Source organism: Klebsiella sp. SYXHC3, from assembly GCF_057196925.1.
The window spans coordinates 1-16,759 of sequence record NZ_JBXUNG010000006.1; the positions used below are offsets into that span (position 1 = coordinate 1).

General features: G+C 55.8%; 17 protein-coding genes and 1 tRNA gene. 8 read left to right on the forward strand and 10 right to left on the reverse strand.

Features of this window, described 5'->3' with window-relative positions; translation table 11 throughout:
• From AC2CGP_RS15910 to pnuC, 3 genes are all read left to right on the forward strand, one after another.
• Positions 1-76, forward strand: a tRNA-Lys gene (locus AC2CGP_RS15910).
• Between the two features lie 369 nt (positions 77-445).
• Positions 446-1,489, forward strand: coding sequence for a quinolinate synthase NadA (gene nadA / locus AC2CGP_RS15915; RefSeq protein WP_026612371.1), 1,044 nt, complete (start codon positions 446-448; stop codon positions 1,487-1,489).
• Positions 1,490-1,524: 35 nt separating this feature from the next.
• Complete coding sequence (pnuC, locus tag AC2CGP_RS15920) at positions 1,525-2,244, forward strand: nicotinamide riboside transporter PnuC (protein ID WP_015367656.1); 720 nt, start codon at positions 1,525-1,527, stop codon at positions 2,242-2,244.
• Here the strand turns inward: pnuC and zitB are convergent.
• Both zitB and AC2CGP_RS15930 read right to left on the reverse strand, forming a co-directional pair.
• Positions 2,241-3,179, reverse strand: a complete 939-nt coding sequence (zitB, locus tag AC2CGP_RS15925; protein WP_015367655.1) for a CDF family zinc transporter ZitB — start codon at positions 3,177-3,179, stop codon at positions 2,241-2,243. The genes pnuC and zitB overlap by 4 nt on opposite strands.
• 114 nt (positions 3,180-3,293) lie before the next feature.
• Entirely contained in the window at positions 3,294-3,665 is a 372-nt protein-coding gene (locus AC2CGP_RS15930) for a YbgS-like family protein (RefSeq protein WP_015367654.1), read from the reverse strand.
• A gap of 314 nt (positions 3,666-3,979) precedes the next feature.
• On the opposite strand from AC2CGP_RS15930, the gene aroG reads away from it, so the two are divergent.
• Positions 3,980-5,032: a 3-deoxy-7-phosphoheptulonate synthase AroG gene (aroG, locus tag AC2CGP_RS15935; protein WP_015704774.1), complete on the forward strand. Its 1,053-nt coding sequence runs from the start codon at positions 3,980-3,982 to the stop codon at positions 5,030-5,032.
• 111 nt (positions 5,033-5,143) lie between these two features.
• Here aroG and gpmA read toward each other — a convergent pair whose 3' ends face one another.
• The 7 genes from gpmA to modE form a co-directional block, all read right to left on the reverse strand.
• Positions 5,144-5,896 (reverse strand): 2,3-diphosphoglycerate-dependent phosphoglycerate mutase, encoded by a 753-nt coding sequence (gpmA, locus tag AC2CGP_RS15940; RefSeq protein WP_015367652.1) that lies wholly within the window; start codon positions 5,894-5,896, stop codon positions 5,144-5,146.
• A gap of 234 nt (positions 5,897-6,130) precedes the next feature.
• A complete protein-coding gene (gene galM / locus AC2CGP_RS15945) occupies positions 6,131-7,174 on the reverse strand; it encodes a galactose-1-epimerase (protein WP_046884144.1) in 1,044 nt (347 codons plus the stop codon).
• Positions 7,168-8,316, reverse strand: a complete 1,149-nt coding sequence (gene galK / locus AC2CGP_RS15950; protein ID WP_046884145.1) for a galactokinase — start codon at positions 8,314-8,316, stop codon at positions 7,168-7,170. Before galK ends, galM begins: the two co-directional genes overlap by 7 nt.
• The gene (galT, locus tag AC2CGP_RS15955; RefSeq protein WP_032712902.1) at positions 8,316-9,365 is read right to left on the reverse strand and encodes a galactose-1-phosphate uridylyltransferase; all 1,050 of its coding nucleotides are present in this window, start codon (positions 9,363-9,365) and stop codon (positions 8,316-8,318) included. Before galT ends, galK begins: the two co-directional genes overlap by 1 nt.
• Positions 9,366-9,396: 31 nt before the next feature.
• Positions 9,397-10,413 carry a UDP-glucose 4-epimerase GalE gene (gene galE, locus AC2CGP_RS15960; protein WP_015367648.1) on the reverse strand — a complete coding sequence of 339 codons (1,017 nt, stop codon included), beginning with the start codon at positions 10,411-10,413 and terminating at the stop codon, positions 9,397-9,399.
• A 206-nt stretch (positions 10,414-10,619) separates the two neighbouring features.
• Positions 10,620-12,095 (reverse strand): molybdate ABC transporter ATP-binding protein ModF, encoded by a 1,476-nt coding sequence (modF, locus tag AC2CGP_RS15965; protein WP_046884146.1) that lies wholly within the window; start codon positions 12,093-12,095, stop codon positions 10,620-10,622.
• Positions 12,096-12,162: 67 nt separating this feature from the next.
• On the reverse strand, positions 12,163-12,951 hold the full coding sequence (gene modE / locus AC2CGP_RS15970; RefSeq protein ID WP_032712906.1) for a molybdenum-dependent transcriptional regulator: 789 nt from the start codon (positions 12,949-12,951) through the stop codon (positions 12,163-12,165).
• A 153-nt stretch (positions 12,952-13,104) separates the two neighbouring features.
• On the opposite strand from modE, the gene AC2CGP_RS15975 reads away from it, so the two are divergent.
• The 4 genes from AC2CGP_RS15975 (at position 13,105) to modC (ending at position 15,905) form a co-directional block, all read left to right on the forward strand.
• Positions 13,105-13,254: an AcrZ family multidrug efflux pump-associated protein gene (locus AC2CGP_RS15975; protein ID WP_015367645.1), complete on the forward strand. Its 150-nt coding sequence runs from the start codon at positions 13,105-13,107 to the stop codon at positions 13,252-13,254.
• Positions 13,255-13,381: 127 nt separating this feature from the next.
• The gene (modA, locus tag AC2CGP_RS15980; RefSeq protein ID WP_032712908.1) at positions 13,382-14,158 is read left to right on the forward strand and encodes a molybdate ABC transporter substrate-binding protein; all 777 of its coding nucleotides are present in this window, start codon (positions 13,382-13,384) and stop codon (positions 14,156-14,158) included.
• Positions 14,155-14,844, forward strand: a complete 690-nt coding sequence (modB, locus tag AC2CGP_RS15985) for a molybdate ABC transporter permease subunit (protein ID WP_015367643.1) — start codon at positions 14,155-14,157, stop codon at positions 14,842-14,844. The genes modA and modB overlap by 4 nt, the downstream gene beginning before the upstream one ends.
• A gap of 2 nt (positions 14,845-14,846) precedes the next feature.
• Positions 14,847-15,905 (forward strand): molybdenum ABC transporter ATP-binding protein ModC, encoded by a 1,059-nt coding sequence (gene modC, locus AC2CGP_RS15990; RefSeq protein WP_348849566.1) that lies wholly within the window; start codon positions 14,847-14,849, stop codon positions 15,903-15,905.
• Here the strand turns inward: modC and AC2CGP_RS15995 are convergent, their stop codons facing one another.
• The gene (locus AC2CGP_RS15995) at positions 15,906-16,724 is read right to left on the reverse strand and encodes a pyridoxal phosphatase (protein ID WP_047076984.1); all 819 of its coding nucleotides are present in this window, start codon (positions 16,722-16,724) and stop codon (positions 15,906-15,908) included.
• Between the last annotated feature and the right edge of the window lie 35 nt (positions 16,725-16,759).

Sequence of the window (16,759 nt, forward strand, 5' to 3'; positions counted from 1 at the left end):
GGGTCGTTAGCTCAGTTGGTAGAGCAGTTGACTTTTAATCAATTGGTCGCAGGTTCGAATCCTGCACGACCCACCATTCAACATTGAACTTTGATGTTGAACGTGAAGGATAACGTTGCGTCAGCAACGGCCCGTAGGGCGAGGCGAAGCTGAGTCATCCTGCACGACCCACCAATGTAAAAAGGCGCCCTAAAGGCGCCTTTTTGCTATGCGTCATTCTCCACAATCATCTCCATGTTCGCACTACGCTTACCGTGACTCCATAGCGCACGAACCGGTAGCCCGGGAAGATGCGAGCATCGTCCCCGGGGAATACAAAATTCATCACGACATTTCGCTTGCGATCGGCTATCTTGTTTAGCATATAAAACACAGTGACCGTATTAAGGCGATACAAAGCGATATTTACGGTTTCAAAGTTAAGCCAGTAAAACGAGATTGCATGATGAGCGTAATGTTTGATCCTGAAACGGCGATTTATCCTTTCCCGCCAAAACCACAACCGTTGAACCGTGACGAAAAAGTGTTTTACCGCGAGAAAATTAAACGCCTGCTGCGTGAACGCGACGCCGTGATGGTGGCGCATTACTACACCGATCCTGAAATTCAGCAACTGGCCGAAGAGACCGGCGGCTGTATTGCCGACTCGCTGGAAATGGCGCGTTTTGGCGCGCGTCACCCGGCCTCCACGCTGCTGGTTGCCGGAGTGCGTTTTATGGGCGAAACGGCCAAAATTCTTAGTCCGGAAAAGACCATCCTGATGCCGACGCTGAATGCGGAGTGTTCTCTGGATCTCGGCTGTCCCATTGATGACTTTAATGCATTTTGCGATGCTCACCCGGATCGCACCGTGGTGGTCTATGCCAATACGTCAGCGGCGGTAAAAGCGCGCGCCGATTGGGTAGTGACTTCCAGCATCGCCGTGGAATTGATTGAACATCTCGATAGCCTCGGACAAAAGATACTTTGGGCGCCGGACCGCCATCTTGGCCGCTATGTACAGCGCCAGACCGGGGCCGACGTGCTGTGCTGGCAGGGCGCCTGCATCGTCCATGATGAATTTAAAACCCAGGCGCTGGCGCGCATGAAGGGGCTCTACCCCGACGCGGCGATCCTGGTGCATCCGGAATCACCGCAGGCGATTGTCGACATGGCGGATGCGGTAGGATCAACCAGCCAATTAATTGCCGCGGCGAAAAGCCTGCCGCAGCGCCAGCTTATCGTGGCCACCGATCGCGGGATCTTCTATAAAATGCAGCAGGCGGTACCGGAAAAAGAGCTGCTGGAAGCGCCTACGGCAGGTGAGGGCGCAACCTGTCGTAGCTGCGCCCATTGTCCGTGGATGGCGATGAACGGCCTGAAAGCGATAGCGCAAGGGTTAGAGCAGGGCGGCATTGAACACGAAATTCACGTTGACGCCAAACTGCGTGCCGGGGCATTAATTCCGCTTAACCGTATGCTGGAATTTGCGGCTACACTACGGGGATAACTCATTACCGCGTCGCGTTACGCTTAGGGGATAAAATGGATTTTTTCAGTACGCAGAATATTTTAGTGCATATACCGATCGGCGCCGGCGGCTACGATCTGTCGTGGATTGAGGCGGTGGGGACCATCGCCGGCCTGTTGTGCATCTGGCTGGCGAGCCTGGAAAAGATCAGCAACTATGCCTTCGGCCTGGTGAACGTGACGCTTTTTGCGATCATCTTCTTCCAGATCCAGCTGTACGCCAGCCTGCTGCTACAGCTGTTTTTCTTCGCGGCGAACGTTTACGGTTGGTACGCGTGGTCCAGGCAGACCAGCGATAACGAAGCGGAACTGAAAATTCGCTGGCTGCCGTTGCCAAAAGCGCTGGCCTGGCTGGCGGGCTGCGTAGTGGCTATCGGTCTGATGACGGTGTTTATTAACCCGGTGTTTGCCTTCCTGACCCGTATCGCCGTCAACCTGATGCAAATGCTCGGGCTGCAGGTGGCGATGCCGACGCTGGAACCCGATGCTTTCCCATTCTGGGATTCCTGCATGATGGTGCTGTCGATTGCCGCGATGGTATTGATGACGCGTAAATACGTTGAGAACTGGCTGCTGTGGGTGATCATCAACGTCATTAGCGTGGTGATATTCGCTCTACAGGGCGTGTATGCGATGTCGCTGGAATATTTGCTGCTGACGTTCATTGCCCTGAATGGCAGCCGGATGTGGATTAACAGCGCGCGTGAGCGGGGTTCTCACGCGCTTTCACGTTAATGGTGATGATGATGCTCATGTCCGGAATGCGCCAGATTCAGGTGGCATTCCGGGCCGCTGCAGGGACGGTACTCCATCTGTACCGTCACATGCTCAATTTCATATTTATGCTCAATAAAATGCTGGATGCTATCAAGTAGCGCATCGTGATCGTGCGGCGGTACGACCTGTACGTGCAGCGTCATCACCGGTTTTTCCCCTACCAGCCAGACGTGAACGTGGTGAACGTCGCGGACTTCAGGAATTGAGCGGCGTAGATCGCGGCCTAATGCTTCGACATCCAGCGAGCGCGGCGCGCCCTCCAACAACTCATTCATACTCTCCTGCAGCAGTCGCCAGGCGCTGCGCAGTACTAAACACGACACCAGCACCGAGAGGATCGGGTCAATCGGCGTCCAGCCGGTCATCAGAATGACGATAGCGGCCACGATGGCGCCGACGGAACCCAATAGATCTCCCAGCACATGCAGTGCCGCCGCGCGGACGTTAAGATTACTTTCGGCGCTGCCGCGGTGCAGGATCCAGAAGGCGAGGATATTGGCCAGCAGTCCGGCGACGGCGATGACCATCATGGTTTTTCCCGCCACCGGCTGCGGATGGTTAAAACGCTGTACCGCTTCCCAGAAGATGAAAATCGTAATGACCACCAGGGCGATAGCGTTAACGAAGGCGGCGAGAGTGGTTAAACGCAGCCAGCCAAAGGTGTGGCGGCTATTTGGCGGCCGGCTGGCGAAGCGCACCGCCAGCAGAGCGAACAGGAGGGCGGCGGAGTCGGTGAGCATATGTCCGGCATCGGCGAGCAGGGCCAGGGAACCGGAAATGACGCCGCCGATGGCCTCAATAATCATAAAACCGGCGGTTACGATAAAAGCCCAAAGCAGCCGGTTGGCGTTACTGTTTTCGCCAGCAGGGGTCGGTGAATGTGCATGCGCCATGATGTCATCCCTTAATAGTTATCATTATTACACTATGACATCTTACCGAAATTCAGCGAACAAAGGGATCAAGGTGAGCACTGCCACCTCGATCCCTTATCTCACCCGTTTCAATTACTGCGAGGTGCCATCCGTTTTGCTGGCATCGTTGTTCATGCCATTGCCGCTTTCCATTTTTTTATCCGTATCCGGACAGCGTCCATCTTTGCACATGCTGTTTTTATGGACCTCGTCGCTCGACATCCCGTCATGATTCATCGTCGAACCATCAGGATGAAGCATGGTGCCGCCGGAGTTAATTTTGTCGTTATCGACATTATTTGGCGCCACGTTTTCACGGGCATCGGGCGCAACCTGTCCGGCATCAGCGGCGGAATTGGCCTGACCGTTGTTCGATTGCGCGCCGCTATCGGCGGCCAGCGCGGCGCCGCTGGCTAAGCTTAAGGTGGCGGTGAGAAGTAGGGCTGTGAGTTTATTCATATTCATCGGATACTCCTGCTTAGTCGATTTGTTAGCTAAACGCGCCAACATAGATGTGCCAGGGATCTGCGGTGCTATGGTTTAACACTCCGCCTTAGCGTGAGGATTTAAAATATAATACTGAAAATAAACATTTAATTGGATGTTGCAGTTAAAAATTGTAGTTGGCTGGCAGGATTTCGCTACTTTATGGCGTATTTTTCCCTAATTCCAGGATTATTCCATCGTCAGTGTAAAATCACGTTTACACTTTTTGACCGAAGAGATAGATTGGAAGGATTGCATTTCATTGTATAAGTATGGCAACGCCTGGAAAGAAGATGAATTATCAGAACGACGATTTACGCATTAAAGAGATCAACGAATTATTACCTCCCGTTGCGCTCCTGGAAAAATTCCCCGCTACCGAAAATGCTGCTAATACCGTTGCACATGCTCGCAAAGCGATTCACAACATCCTCAAAGGCAACGACGATCGTCTGCTGGTGGTAATTGGTCCGTGCTCTATTCACGACCCTGCCGCGGCGAAAGAGTATGCCAGCCGCCTGCTGAAACTGCGTGAAGCGCTCAAAGGCGAGCTGGAAATCGTTATGCGCGTCTATTTTGAAAAACCGCGCACCACCGTCGGTTGGAAGGGGCTAATTAACGATCCGCACATGGATAACAGCTTCCGCATTAACGACGGGCTGCGTATCGCGCGTAAGCTGCTGCTGGAAATCAACGACAGCGGTTTGCCAGCGGCGGGCGAGTTCCTTGACATGATCACCCCGCAATATGTGGCGGACCTGATGAGCTGGGGGGCAATCGGCGCGCGTACCACTGAATCCCAGGTGCATCGTGAACTCTCTTCCGGCCTCTCATGCCCGGTTGGCTTCAAAAATGGCACCGATGGCACCATCAAGGTCGCTATCGATGCGATCAACGCTGCTGGCGCGCCGCACTGTTTCTTATCGGTAACGAAGTGGGGCCATTCCGCTATTGTGAACACCAGCGGCAACAGCGATTGCCATATCATTCTGCGTGGCGGTAAAGAGCCGAACTATAGCGCTCAGCACGTTGCCGAAGTGAAAGTGGGTCTGGCAAAAGCCGGTCTGCCGGCGCAAATCATGATCGACTTCAGCCACGCTAACTCCAGCAAGCAGTTTAAAAAGCAGATGGAAGTCGGCGCCGATGTGTGCCAGCAGATTGCCAGCGGTGAAAACGCGATTATGGGCGTGATGATTGAAAGCCACCTGGTGGAAGGCAATCAGAGCCTGGAAAGCGGCGAACCGCTGACCTACGGCAAGAGCGTGACCGACGCCTGCATCGGCTGGGAAGATACCGAGACCATCCTGCGCCAACTGGCAGATGCGGTTAAAGCGCGCCGCGGCTAGCCTGTACTTTGCCATTGTTGGCTGCGTTCGCGTTAGGCCTGCAATGGCTAAAAATAAAAAAGCGTGGGAAATCCCACGCTTTTTTTATGGCTGAAATTATTCAGTCGCTTATTACTTCGCTTTACCCTGGTTAGCGACAGCCGCGGCCTTCGCAGCGATTTCGTCAGCATTGCCCAGGTAGTAGTGTTTGATCGGCTTGAAGTTTTCATCGAACTCATACACCAGCGGTACGCCGGTCGGGATGTTCAGTTCAAGGATCTCGTCTTCGCCCATGTTGTCGAGGTATTTCACCAGCGCACGCAGGGAGTTACCGTGAGCGGCGATAATGACGCGCTCGCCGCTTTTCAGGCGCGGCAGAATGGTTTCGTTCCAGTAAGGTACGACGCGGTCGATGGTCAGCGCCAGGCTCTCGGTGGTCGGCAGTTCCGCATCGGTCAGCTTCGCGTAACGCGGATCGTGGCCCGGATAACGTTCGTCATCTTTGGTCAGTTCCGGCGGGGTGACGGCAAAGCCGCGACGCCACTGTTTAACCTGCTCGTCGCCATACTTCTCAGCGGTTTCGGCTTTGTTCAGGCCCTGCAGCGCGCCGTAGTGACGTTCGTTCAGTTTCCAGGATTTCTCAACCGGCAGCCAGGCCTGATCCAGTTCGTCCAGCACGTTCCACAGGGTGTGGATGGCACGTTTCAGCACGGAGGTATAAGCAAAATCAAAGCTGAAGCCTTCTTCCTTCAGCAGTTTACCCGCCGCTTTCGCTTCGCTAACGCCTTTTTCAGACAGGTCAACGTCGTACCAACCGGTGAAACGGTTTTCGTTGTTCCATTGGCTCTCGCCGTGACGAACTAGTACCAGCTTAGTTACAGCCATTCTCTTACTCCTCCTACACGCAACCCGACTACTGTGGTGTATGTGTTTATTGATTGATAACTATTCTCATTATATTGCCGTGATTTACCTCACGGCAATGCTTATCCCTAACCATAGCGAAAATAGTGACGCAGTGTAAGATGCTTGTAAAACACAGGTTAGCTTTTTGTCTTTTAGCGGTGCAAATTACAGCAAAAAGGCGAAAAAAAACCCTCCGCAGGGAGGGCTATGGCGTTATCCGGCGATAAACTGATATTCCGTCAGACTAACGTATTCGGCGCCGGGCCGTAATACGCAATCTGGCTGCGGCCAATGCGGATGATTGGGGGAGTCCGGCAGGAACTCGCTTTCCAGCGCCAGCCCTTGCCAGTCGCCGTAAGGTTGACTGCCGCGCGATGGCGTGCCGCCGAGATAGTTACCGGAATAAAACTGCAGCGCCGGGGCCGAGGTGTACACCGTCAGCTGTAGCTTTTCATCCTGCGACCAGACATGCGCCGCCGGCTGGCGGGCGTCGCCTTTGGCCTGCAGCAGAAAGGCGTGATCGTAACCTTTCACTTTTTGCTGGTCAGCATCGGCAAGAAACTCTCCAGCAAGCACCTTCGGCGCGCGGAAATCAAAGCTGGTGTACTCCACGTCGTGCAAATCGCCATACGGAATACCGTCGCTCTCCACCGGCAGATACTGGTCGGCGAAGATCTGCAGGCGGTGGTGGCGCACGTCGCCCTGCGCGCCGTCGAGGTTAAAATAGACATGGTTAGTCATATTGACCGGGCAGGGCTTATCAATGGTGGCGCGGTACTCAATGGCGATACGATTATCGTCTGTCAGGCGATAGCGCGCGGTTGCCTGAATATGACCCGGGAAGCCCTGATCGCCATCGGCGGAGTCGAGCGCAAACAGCACCTGGCTGTCGTCGTGGCTGACAATTTGCCAGCGGCGCTTGTCGAAGCCGTCCGGCCCACCGTGGAGCTGGTGGCCGGCCTCGTTCGACGGGGTTAAGTTCACGATTTCGCCATCGAGCGTGAAGCGGCTGTTGGCGATACGGTTAGCGTAGCGGCCGACGGACGCACCCAGAAATGCCGCCTGCTGGCGATATTGCTGCGGCGTGGCGCAGCCAAGCAACGCTTCGCGCAGGCTGCCATCGGCAAGAGGCACTTGCGCGGAGAGTAGCGTCGCGCCCCAATCCATCACCGTTACGGTCATCCCGGCGTTATTACGTAGCGTTATCACGTTCCACGGCTGTCCGTCGGGCGCGAGTTCGCGAGTTGGCGTTAGCATTGGCCGGCTCCCTGGGATGGTTTGCAGACGTAAAAAGTCTCTTTAATGCCGGTTTTCGCTTCATACTGAGCGGCTACCGCCTGCTGTACTTTTTCAACCAGTGCTTCCGGTATCAGGGCAACGATGCAGCCGCCAAAGCCGCCGCCGGTCATACGCACGCCGCCCTGGTCGCCGATAACCGCTTTGACAATCTCAACCAGCGTATCAATTTGCGGTACGGTGATTTCAAAATCATCGCGCATGGAGGCGTGAGACTCTGCCATCAGTTGGCCCATGCGCTGCAGGTCGCCGTTTGCCAGCGCGCTCGCCGCTTCGACGGTACGGGCGTTTTCGGTTAACACATGGCGCACGCGTTTTGCCACAATCGGGTCCAGCTCGTGGGCCACGGCATTAAATTGCGCAAGCTCAACGTCACGCAGAGCGGGCTGCTGGAAGAAACGCGCGCCGGTTTCACACTGTTCGCGGCGGGTGTTGTATTCGCTGCCGACCAGCGTGCGTTTAAAGTTGCTGTTGATAATCACCACCGCGACGCCTTTCGGCATCGACACCGCTTTGGTGCCAAGGGTGCGGCAGTCAATCAGCAGCGCATGATCTTTTTTACCCAGCGCCGAAATAAGCTGGTCCATAATGCCGCAATTACAGCCGACGAACTGGTTTTCCGCTTCCTGGCCGTTAAGGGCGATTTGCGCGCCGTCGAGCGGCAGATGATATAGCTGCTGGAACACGGTGCCGACGGCGACTTCCAGCGAAGCCGAGGAGCTTAAACCCGCGCCCTGCGGTACGTTGCCGCTGATGACCAGATCGGCGCCGCCGAAGTGGTTATTGCGCTTCTGCAGGTGTTTGACCACGCCGCGTACGTAGTTTGACCACTGTTGGGTATCGTGGCTAACGATAGGCGCATCGAGGGAAAACTCGTCGCGCTGATTATCGTAATCGGCGGCAATGACCCGCACGATACGGTCGGAACGCGGCGCGCAGCTGACAACGGTTTGATAGTCAATGGCGCACGGCAGCACGAAACCATCGTTGTAATCGGTATGTTCGCCAATCAGGTTGACGCGGCCCGGCGCCTGAATGACGTGACTGGCAGTGTAGCCAAACTGTTCAGCAAACAGCGCCTGGGTGTTCTCTTTCAGACTCATTATTCAACTCCTGATTCACGAAAATGGATATCGCTAACGGCACGTAACTTTTCGGCGGCTTGCTCCGCCGTGAGATCGCGCTGGGTTTCGGCTAGCATTTCGTAGCCGACCATAAATTTGCGCACCGTGGCGGAGCGCAACAGCGGCGGGTAAAAGTGAGCGTGCAGCTGCCAGTGTTGATTATCTTCATTATTAAACGGCGCGCCGTGCCAGCCCATGGAGTAGGGGAAGGAGGTCTGGAACAGGTTGTCGTAACGGCTGGTCAGCTTTTTCAGCGCCAGCGCCAGGTCGTGGCGCTGGGCTGCGGTTAAATCGGTCAGACGCTGGATGTGCGTTTTTGGCAGCAGCAGCGTCTCAAATGGCCAGGCCGCCCAATACGGGACCACGGCCAGCCAGTGTTCGGTTTCTACAACGGTACGGCTGCCGTCGGCCAGTTCGCGTTGCACATAATCCACCAGCATCGGTGAACCCTGCTCAGCGAAATATTTCTTTTGCAGACGGTCTTCACGTTCCGCCTCATTGGGCAGGAAACTGTTGGCCCATACCTGGCCGTGAGGATGCGGGTTGGAGCAGCCCATCGCCGCGCCTTTATTTTCGAAGACCTGGACCCAGGGATAACTTTTCCCAAGGTCCGCGGTCTGCTCTTGCCACGTTTTAACCACGCCTTCCAGTGCTTCAATGCTCAGTTCCGGCAGCGTTTTGCTGTGGTCTGGCGAGAAGCAGATAACCCGACTGGTGCCGCGGGCGCTTTGGCAGCGCATTAGCGGATCGTCGCTCTCCGGAGCATCCGGCGTATCGGTCATCAATGCCGCAAAGTCGTTGGTAAACACGTAGGTGCTGGTGTAATTCGGGTTAGTGTCGCCGGTGACGCGGGTATTGCCCGGACACAAGAAACAATCCGCATCGTGCGCGGGCAAGGTTTGTTTTGCCGGCGTCTCCTGCGCCCCTTGCCAGGGGCGCTTGGCGCGATGCGGTGAAACCAAAATCCACTGCCCGGTTAACGGGTTATAACGACGGTGCGGATGGTCGACGGGGTTAAATTGCGTCATGGTATTTCCTTAGAGCCTTACCTTTAGGCTATTAGTCCGGATAACCCTGCGGATGACGGGACTGCCAGTGCCAGGTGTCCTGCGCCATTTCGTCAAGGTTGCGCGTCACGCGCCAGTTCAGCTCGCGGTCGGCTTTGGCGGCATCAGCCCAGTAGGCCGGGAGATCGCCATCGCGGCGCGGCGCGAAGTGATAATTAATCGGTTTACCGCAGGCTTTGCTGAAGGCGTTGACCACGTCCAGCACGCTGCTGCCGACGCCTGCGCCGAGGTTGTAGATATGTACGCCAGCTTTGTTCGCCAGTTTTTCCATGGCGGCGACGTGACCGTCGGCGAGGTCCATCACGTGGATGTAGTCGCGCACGCCGGTGCCATCTTCGGTCGGATAGTCGTTACCGAATACCGCCAGTGATTCGCGACGGCCAACGGCAACCTGCGCGATATACGGCATCAGGTTGTTTGGAATGCCCTGCGGATCTTCGCCCATATCGCCTGATGGATGCGCGCCGACCGGGTTGAAGTAGCGCAGCAGCGCGATGCTCCAGTCCGGCTGGGCTTTCTGCAGGTCGGCGAGGATCTGCTCAACCATCAGTTTGCTTTTACCGTAGGGGCTTTGCGGGGTACCGGTCGGGAAGCTTTCAACATAAGGGATCTTCGGCTGGTCGCCGTAGACGGTCGCGGAGGAGCTGAAAATAAAGTTTTTAACGCCGGCTGCGCGCATAGCGGAAACCAATTTAAGTGTACCGGTGACGTTATTGTCGTAATATTCCAGCGGCTTGGCGACGGACTCGCCGACGGCTTTCAGGCCGGCAAAATGGATCACGGCTTCGATAGCGTGATCGTGCAGAATTTCCGTCATCAGCGCTTCATTACGAATATCGCCTTCGACAAAGGTGGCTTTCTTGCCGCCGAGACGTTCAATGACCGGCAATACGCTGCGTTTACTGTTGCAGAGATTGTCGAGAATAATCACATCATGTCCCTGCAGCAGCAGCTGTACGCAAGTATGACTTCCAATGTAACCGCTACCACCTGTGACCAGTACTTTCATGATTCGCTCCAATAGGCTTATCGTGTGAGAAGAAGATAGCATACCAAAGAAGGGAAAAGTGTGACACAGGCCAAAGTGGTGGAATCGTTTACACTTGGTTTGATATTAAGGCTGATTTTAGTTAATTCTTTATAAAACAGCTATTTGTGGTGATTATTGGTTATTTCTCTGAAAAAATACAGGGATCCGCAGACCCCTGTATAGCGCTATTCTGCCAGCGGACCGAGGCGGTAAGTGTAACCGTCTCCACTGCGAATGAACTCCAGACGGTGGGTAATGCAGTCAGGGGCATCTTCGGCATGATGCGATACAAACAGCAGCTGCGTGGCCCCTTCGCCAATTAAAACATCGACGAAACGACGTACCAGTTGACGATTCAGAGGATCCAGTCCCTGTAACGGTTCATCGAGTATCAGCAGGGTCGGGTGTTTGACCAGCGCGCGAACGATCAGCGCCAACCGCTGTTGCCCCCACGACAGACTATGGAACGGCGCGTCGGCGGTGCGTTTATCAATGCCGAGAATATCCAGCCAGCGCTGGACCAGCTTGTGCTGCTTATCAGAGACCGCCTGATAAATGCCTATCGAATCAAAGTAGCCGGAAAGGATCACGTTACGCACGTTAGTGCTGACACGGTATTCCAGATGCAGGCTGCTGCTGACATAGCCAATATGTTTTTTGATATCCCAGATGGTCTCGCCGCTGCCGCGACGGCGGCCAAACAACGTCAGGTTGTTGCTGTAACCCTGTGGATGGTCGCCGGTGATCAGGCTCAGCAATGTGGATTTGCCCGCGCCGTTGGGGCCGACAATCTGCCAGTGTTCGCCGGGGTTCACCGTCCAGCTTAGCTGGTTAATGATCGCTTTATCGTTATACGACACTGTGCCGTCGTTAAGGACGATAAGCGGAGCGTTCGCCGCTAAGTCGTGCCGGGCGGCGGGGGCATCCGGTTCTGGTAGCGTCATACCGGTAAGTTTTTCGCTATGCGCCAGTTGGGCAACCAGCGCCTGTTGTAATAATGCCTGTTTCTCGCCGGTTTCGCTCAGCGTGCAATCCGCCAGCACGCCGGCATATTCAATGAATTCTGGAATCTCATCGAAGCGGTTGAGTACCAGTACCAGGGTGATGCCTGCCTGATGCAGGCTGGCAAGCAGGTCGGCCAACTGTTGGCGCGAAGCGACATCCAGGCCATCAAACGGCTCGTCGAGAATCAGCAGGTCGGGGTCGCTCATCAGCGCCTGGCAGAGGAGCGTTTTGCGGGTTTCGCCCGTCGACAGATATTTAAAGCGCCGCGTCAGCAGGTGGCTAATACCAAACTGCTCCGCCAGCCGGGAACAGCGTTCCGGGTCGCGTCTTTCATCTTGGATGATTTCTGCGGTGGTGCGACCGGTATCTTCTTCGCCGGGACTGAGCATATCGGTGTTGTTACGTTGCCACTCGTCGCTGACCAGTTTCTGCAGCTGTTCGAAGGAGAGGCGAGTAGTACGCTGAAATGCGCTTTCGCGCTGCCCGTTTAACAGAGTCAGTTCGCCGGCCAGCGCTCTGGCCAGCGCCGATTTACCGCTACCGTTACTGCCGACGAAAGCCCAGCTTTCGCCAGCGCGCAGCGTGAGGCGATCGATACGTAAGGTTTTTATATCGCTAAGGCGAAACGTGCCTTGCGAAATTTGCAATGATGACATTGTGTATCCCACTTTTTGCAGCGTTGTGCTTCAGGGATACGTCTTCACGACAATAAAGTCAATGCCATTAGCATAAGGTTGCCAGAATGATGCGATCGGCATTGAAGTAGGCGATCGCCTGCGCGCCTTCCTGCAAACCGTCGGTTTGCGCCGTTGACAGCGTGGCGCACAGGTTTTGCCCATCCGGCAACGCCATGATGACTTCGCACCGCTCCGGCCCGCGTTCAATGTGGCTGATGCGCCCGGTAAGCTGGTTGTCTGCCTGCTGCGCCACGGCGTGGTCAAGCGTGATGCCGACCCACGGCGCTTTCAGCAACACCAGCACTTCCTGGCCTTCAGTGAGCCCGAGGCGGTCGGCGCTTTGAGCGGTAATGGCGACTTTAAAACGGGTCTGGCCGTCCGCCAGCAGCACGTCGACATGTTGCTGTACCTGCTGGTGGTCGCGACCGGTGATGGTGCCGAACCACTGGTTGCGGGCGCTGGTTTGTAACGAGAAGCGGGAAATCGCCGCCAGCAAGCTGTCGAGGGGCAGGGCGTCATCGTCGCTTAGTACGTCGAAGGCTTTTTGTTGAATCTGCGCCAACAGATCGTATAACTGAATCAACCGCTGTCCATAGCGGGTCAGCACCGCGCCGCCGCCGCCTTTACCGCCAGTGGCGCGGTCGACCAGCGATTGTTCGCTAAGCTGGTTCATTTCGTTGATCGCATCCCATGCGCTTTTATAGCTGATACCGGCGTTCTTCGCCCCCTGGCTAATTGAGCCAGTCCGATCAATCTGCTTGAGTAAGGCTATCCGGCGGGGATCGGCGAACAGGCGCTGTTGAAGCTTAAGGGTAAGAAGGATTTCGGCCTGCATAATCAATTCCTGACGTAAAAAGCGTATTGTGAACGATAGCGTCCATCTTGCAACAGCCATCTGCCGCAGCGGCGGTGAGGCACCGCACAAATGGGGCGTGTTTTTCCGGCTGAAATGGTTACAATGAAGTATTCGTACTATCTGGAGCCAACCATGTTAGAGCTGTTGAAAAGTCTGGTATTTGCTGTCGTCATGGTACCTGTGGTGATGGCGGTCATCCTCGGTCTGATTTACGGTCTCGGCGAAGTGTTCAACATTTTCTCCGGCGTCGGTCATAAAGACAGCAGCCAGCAAAATCACTGATTCCCCAACGCCCGGCTCGCCGGGCGTTTTCTTTTGTACCTATCCTGATTACCCCTAAATCGCGCTGGGAAATCCTGAGTATAGTCGTTATATTATTCGCTACATAACGAACACACAGGAGTTTCCAATGGCAGGTCAATGGTCGCGTTTTCTGACCGGAGCGGCTTTAACGCTCTGCGTTTCTGGTCATGCGCTGGCGCAGGACGGCAAAATTACCGTTTTTGCCGCGGCGTCGTTAACCAACGCTATGCAGGATATCGCGCAAGCCTATAAAAAAGAGCACCGTGTTGAAGTAGTCTCTTCCTTTGCTTCTTCCTCCACGCTGGCGCGCCAGATTGAAGCCGGCGCGCCCGCCGATCTGTTTATTTCTGCGGACCAGAAATGGATGGACTATGCCGTAGATAAAAAATCAATCGATAAGGCAACCCGCACCACGCTGCTGGGCAATAGCCTGGTGGTGGTCGCGCCGAAAGCCAGCGATCGCAGCGATATCACCATTAATGCTAAAACCGACTGGGCCAGCCTGCTGCAAGGCGGACGTCTGGCGGTCGGCGATCCGGATCACGTACCGGCGGGGATCTACGCGAAAGAAGCGCTGCAGAAACTGGGGGCCTGGGAGACGCTGTCGCCGAAGCTCGCGCCGGCAGAAGACGTGCGCGGCGCGCTGGCGCTGGTGGAGCGCAACGAAGCGCCGCTGGGCATCGTCTACGGCTCTGATGCCGTCGCCAGCAAGGGGGTCAAAGTGGTGGGCACCTTCCCGGAGGATTCGCACAAAAAAGTCGAGTATCCGCTGGCTATCGTTGATGGGCATAAAAATGCTACCGTAACCGCGTTTTATGACTACCTCAAAGGCCCGGAAGCCTCGGCTATCTTTAAACGTTACGGATTCACCACACAGCAATGATTTTAAGCGATCCCGAATGGCAGGCGGTACTGCTGAGCCTGAAAGTTTCATCCCTGGCGGTGGTTTGCAGCTTACCTTTTGGGATCTTTTTCGCCTGGCTGCTGGTGCGCCGCCATTTTCCCGGCAAAGCGTTACTCGATAGCATTATACATTTACCGCTGGTGCTGCCGCCGGTGGTGGTCGGCTATCTGTTGCTGATTTCCATGGGGCGACGCGGCTTTATCGGCAGTTGGTTATACGACTGGTTTGGTCTGACCTTCGCCTTCAGCTGGCGGGGGGCGGTGCTGGCGGCGGCGGTGATGTCATTTCCGCTGATGGTGCGGGCGATACGCCTCGCGCTTGAAGGGGTGGACGTGAAGCTTGAACAGGCGGCGCGCACCCTGGGGGCTAATCGCTGGCGGGTATTTTTCACCATCACGCTGCCGTTGACCCTGCCGGGCATTATTGTCGGTACGGTGCTGGCTTTCGCCCGTTCGCTGGGAGAGTTTGGCGCGACGATCACCTTTGTCTCAAACATTCCTGGCGAAACGCGCACCATTCCTTCCGCGATGTATACCCTGATTCAAACGCCCGGCAGCGAAGGCGCCGCCGCGCGGTTATGCATCATCTCTATTGTTCTGGCGCTGGTATCGTTGCTGGTGTCTGAATGGCTGGCGCGCCTTAGCCGTAAGCGGATGGGAAAATAACTATGCTGGAGCTCGATTTTAGCCAGACGTTGGGCAACCACTGCCTCGAAGTGCATGAAACCCTGCCCGCCAGCGGCATTACCGCTATTTTCGGCGTCTCAGGCGCGGGAAAAACCTCATTGATTAATGCTATCAGCGGGCTGACGCAGCCGCAGCAGGGGCGCATTGTGCTCAATGGCCGGGTACTCAATGACGCGCGACAGCGCATCTGCCTGGCGCCGGAGAAGCGGCGTATCGGTTATGTGTTTCAGGACGCGCGGCTGTTTCCGCACTATAAAGTGCGCGGTAACCTGAAATATGGGATGGCTAAAAGCATGGCCGCGCAATTTGATAAGCTGGTGGCGTTATTGGGCATTGAGCACCTGCTCGAACGGCTGCCCGGTAGTTTGTCCGGCGGGGAAAAACAGCGGGTGGCGATTGGCCGCGCCCTGTTGACCGCGCCGGAATTGCTGCTGCTGGATGAGCCGCTGGCCTCGCTGGATATTCCGCGAAAGCGCGAATTACTCCCCTATTTACAGCGGCTGGCGCGCGAGATCCATATCCCGATGCTGTATGTCAGCCACTCGCTGGATGAAATTCAGCACCTGGCCGATAACGTGCTGGTGCTGGAAGCGGGAAAAGTGAAGGCGTTTGGCGATCTCGAAACGGTGTGGAGCAGCAGCGTGATGCATCCGTGGCTGCCGCAGGAGCAGCAGAGCACGATTCTTAACGTCTCGGTGATCGCGCAGCATCCGCAATATGCAATGACTGCGCTGGCGCTGGGCGATCAGCAACTATGGGTTAATCAGCTGGCGCGGGAGCCGGGCGAAGCGGCGCGTGTTCGTATTCAGGCGTCGGATGTGTCGCTGGTGCTGGAGCATCCGCGACAAACCAGTATCCGGAATATTCTGCGCGCGCAGGTTGTTGGCTGCGTGGAAACCAACGGCCAGATCGAGGTACAGCTTACGGTCAGCGGCAAAACGCTATGGGCGCGAATTAGCCCGTGGGCGCGGGATGACCTGGGTGTCAGCCCAGGCCAGTGGCTATATGCGCAAATTAAGAGCGTATCGATCGCAGCCTGATTACAGCAAGTTACGATTGATAAAGTCGGCGATGCTGGTGGTTTCGTTTTCGCCGATCACCACCTTCGCCCGCGCTTTGACTTCTTCAACCGCGTTACCCATCGCCACGCCGGTCCCGACGGCTTCCAGCATGCTGAGGTCGTTGTAGTTATCGCCAAAGGCGATAACGTCCTGCATGGATAATCCTTGCGCGGCGACCCACTGCGCCAGGCGCTTGCCTTTGCTATTGCCGGCGCGGGCAATATCCACCTGATCGTGCCACGACCATTCAGATTCCAGGCCCAGCTTCTGGCCGACGGTCTGCGCGAAGGCCTGCAGTTTCGGGATATTTTCGTCGGTAAGGGCGAATTTCCAAACCGCTTGTACTTCACGCGCCGCCTGTGCCAGAGAATCCACCTGGGTGAAAACCGGGCGCTGTTCAACCGGCAGCGACTGCGCCCAGTTAGTGGTGCGGATCACATGGCCGGTCGGACGTTCATAAAGCATGGCGTCATCGACGTACATCAGACCGTGAATATCGTGTTCGGCGAGCATGTTGGTGAGGCTGAGGGCCTTATCTACCGGCATCGGATCGGCTTCGAGAACCTTTTTTGCATGATAATCATACAAATAGGTACCATTACAACAAATTGCAGGTGTATCGAGAGCCAGTGCCTGATAAAAAGGATGGATAGCGACGTGATGTCGGCCGGTTACGACGATCACCTGATATCCAGCCTCCCGGGCGCGAGCCAGCGCATCGAGCGACGCCGGAAGAATCGTTTTTTTCGAGGTCAGTAGGGTGCCGTCTAAATCGAGGGCGATCACGCGTGAGGTCATGTGTTGGTTCCGGTAAATGGTGAAAAAGGGTCTGC

Excerpts from the sequence above, each read along its gene's own strand:
- modB (WP_015367643.1), top strand. The coding sequence starts at position 14,155 with ATGATTTTAAGCGATCCCGAATGGCAGGCGGTACTGCTGAGCCTGAAA.
- galM (WP_046884144.1), bottom strand. The coding sequence starts at position 7,174 with ATGCTAACGCCAACTCGCGAACTCGCGCCCGACGGACAGCCGTGGAAC.
- modC (WP_348849566.1), top strand. The coding sequence starts at position 14,847 with ATGCTGGAGCTCGATTTTAGCCAGACGTTGGGCAACCACTGCCTCGAA.
- modA (WP_032712908.1), top strand. The coding sequence starts at position 13,382 with ATGGCAGGTCAATGGTCGCGTTTTCTGACCGGAGCGGCTTTAACGCTC.
- gpmA (WP_015367652.1), bottom strand. The coding sequence starts at position 5,896 with ATGGCTGTAACTAAGCTGGTACTAGTTCGTCACGGCGAGAGCCAATGG.
- modE (WP_032712906.1), bottom strand. The coding sequence starts at position 12,951 with ATGCAGGCCGAAATCCTTCTTACCCTTAAGCTTCAACAGCGCCTGTTC.
- nadA (WP_026612371.1), top strand. The coding sequence starts at position 446 with ATGAGCGTAATGTTTGATCCTGAAACGGCGATTTATCCTTTCCCGCCA.
- pnuC (WP_015367656.1), top strand. The coding sequence starts at position 1,525 with ATGGATTTTTTCAGTACGCAGAATATTTTAGTGCATATACCGATCGGC.
- AC2CGP_RS15975 (WP_015367645.1), top strand. The coding sequence starts at position 13,105 with ATGTTAGAGCTGTTGAAAAGTCTGGTATTTGCTGTCGTCATGGTACCT.
- galT (WP_032712902.1), bottom strand. The coding sequence starts at position 9,365 with ATGACGCAATTTAACCCCGTCGACCATCCGCACCGTCGTTATAACCCG.
- zitB (WP_015367655.1), bottom strand. The coding sequence starts at position 3,179 with ATGGCGCATGCACATTCACCGACCCCTGCTGGCGAAAACAGTAACGCC.
- galE (WP_015367648.1), bottom strand. The coding sequence starts at position 10,413 with ATGAAAGTACTGGTCACAGGTGGTAGCGGTTACATTGGAAGTCATACT.
- galK (WP_046884145.1), bottom strand. The coding sequence starts at position 8,316 with ATGAGTCTGAAAGAGAACACCCAGGCGCTGTTTGCTGAACAGTTTGGC.
- aroG (WP_015704774.1), top strand. The coding sequence starts at position 3,980 with ATGAATTATCAGAACGACGATTTACGCATTAAAGAGATCAACGAATTA.
- modF (WP_046884146.1), bottom strand. The coding sequence starts at position 12,095 with ATGTCATCATTGCAAATTTCGCAAGGCACGTTTCGCCTTAGCGATATA.
- AC2CGP_RS15930 (WP_015367654.1), bottom strand. The coding sequence starts at position 3,665 with ATGAATATGAATAAACTCACAGCCCTACTTCTCACCGCCACCTTAAGC.
- AC2CGP_RS15995 (WP_047076984.1), bottom strand. The coding sequence starts at position 16,724 with ATGACCTCACGCGTGATCGCCCTCGATTTAGACGGCACCCTACTGACC.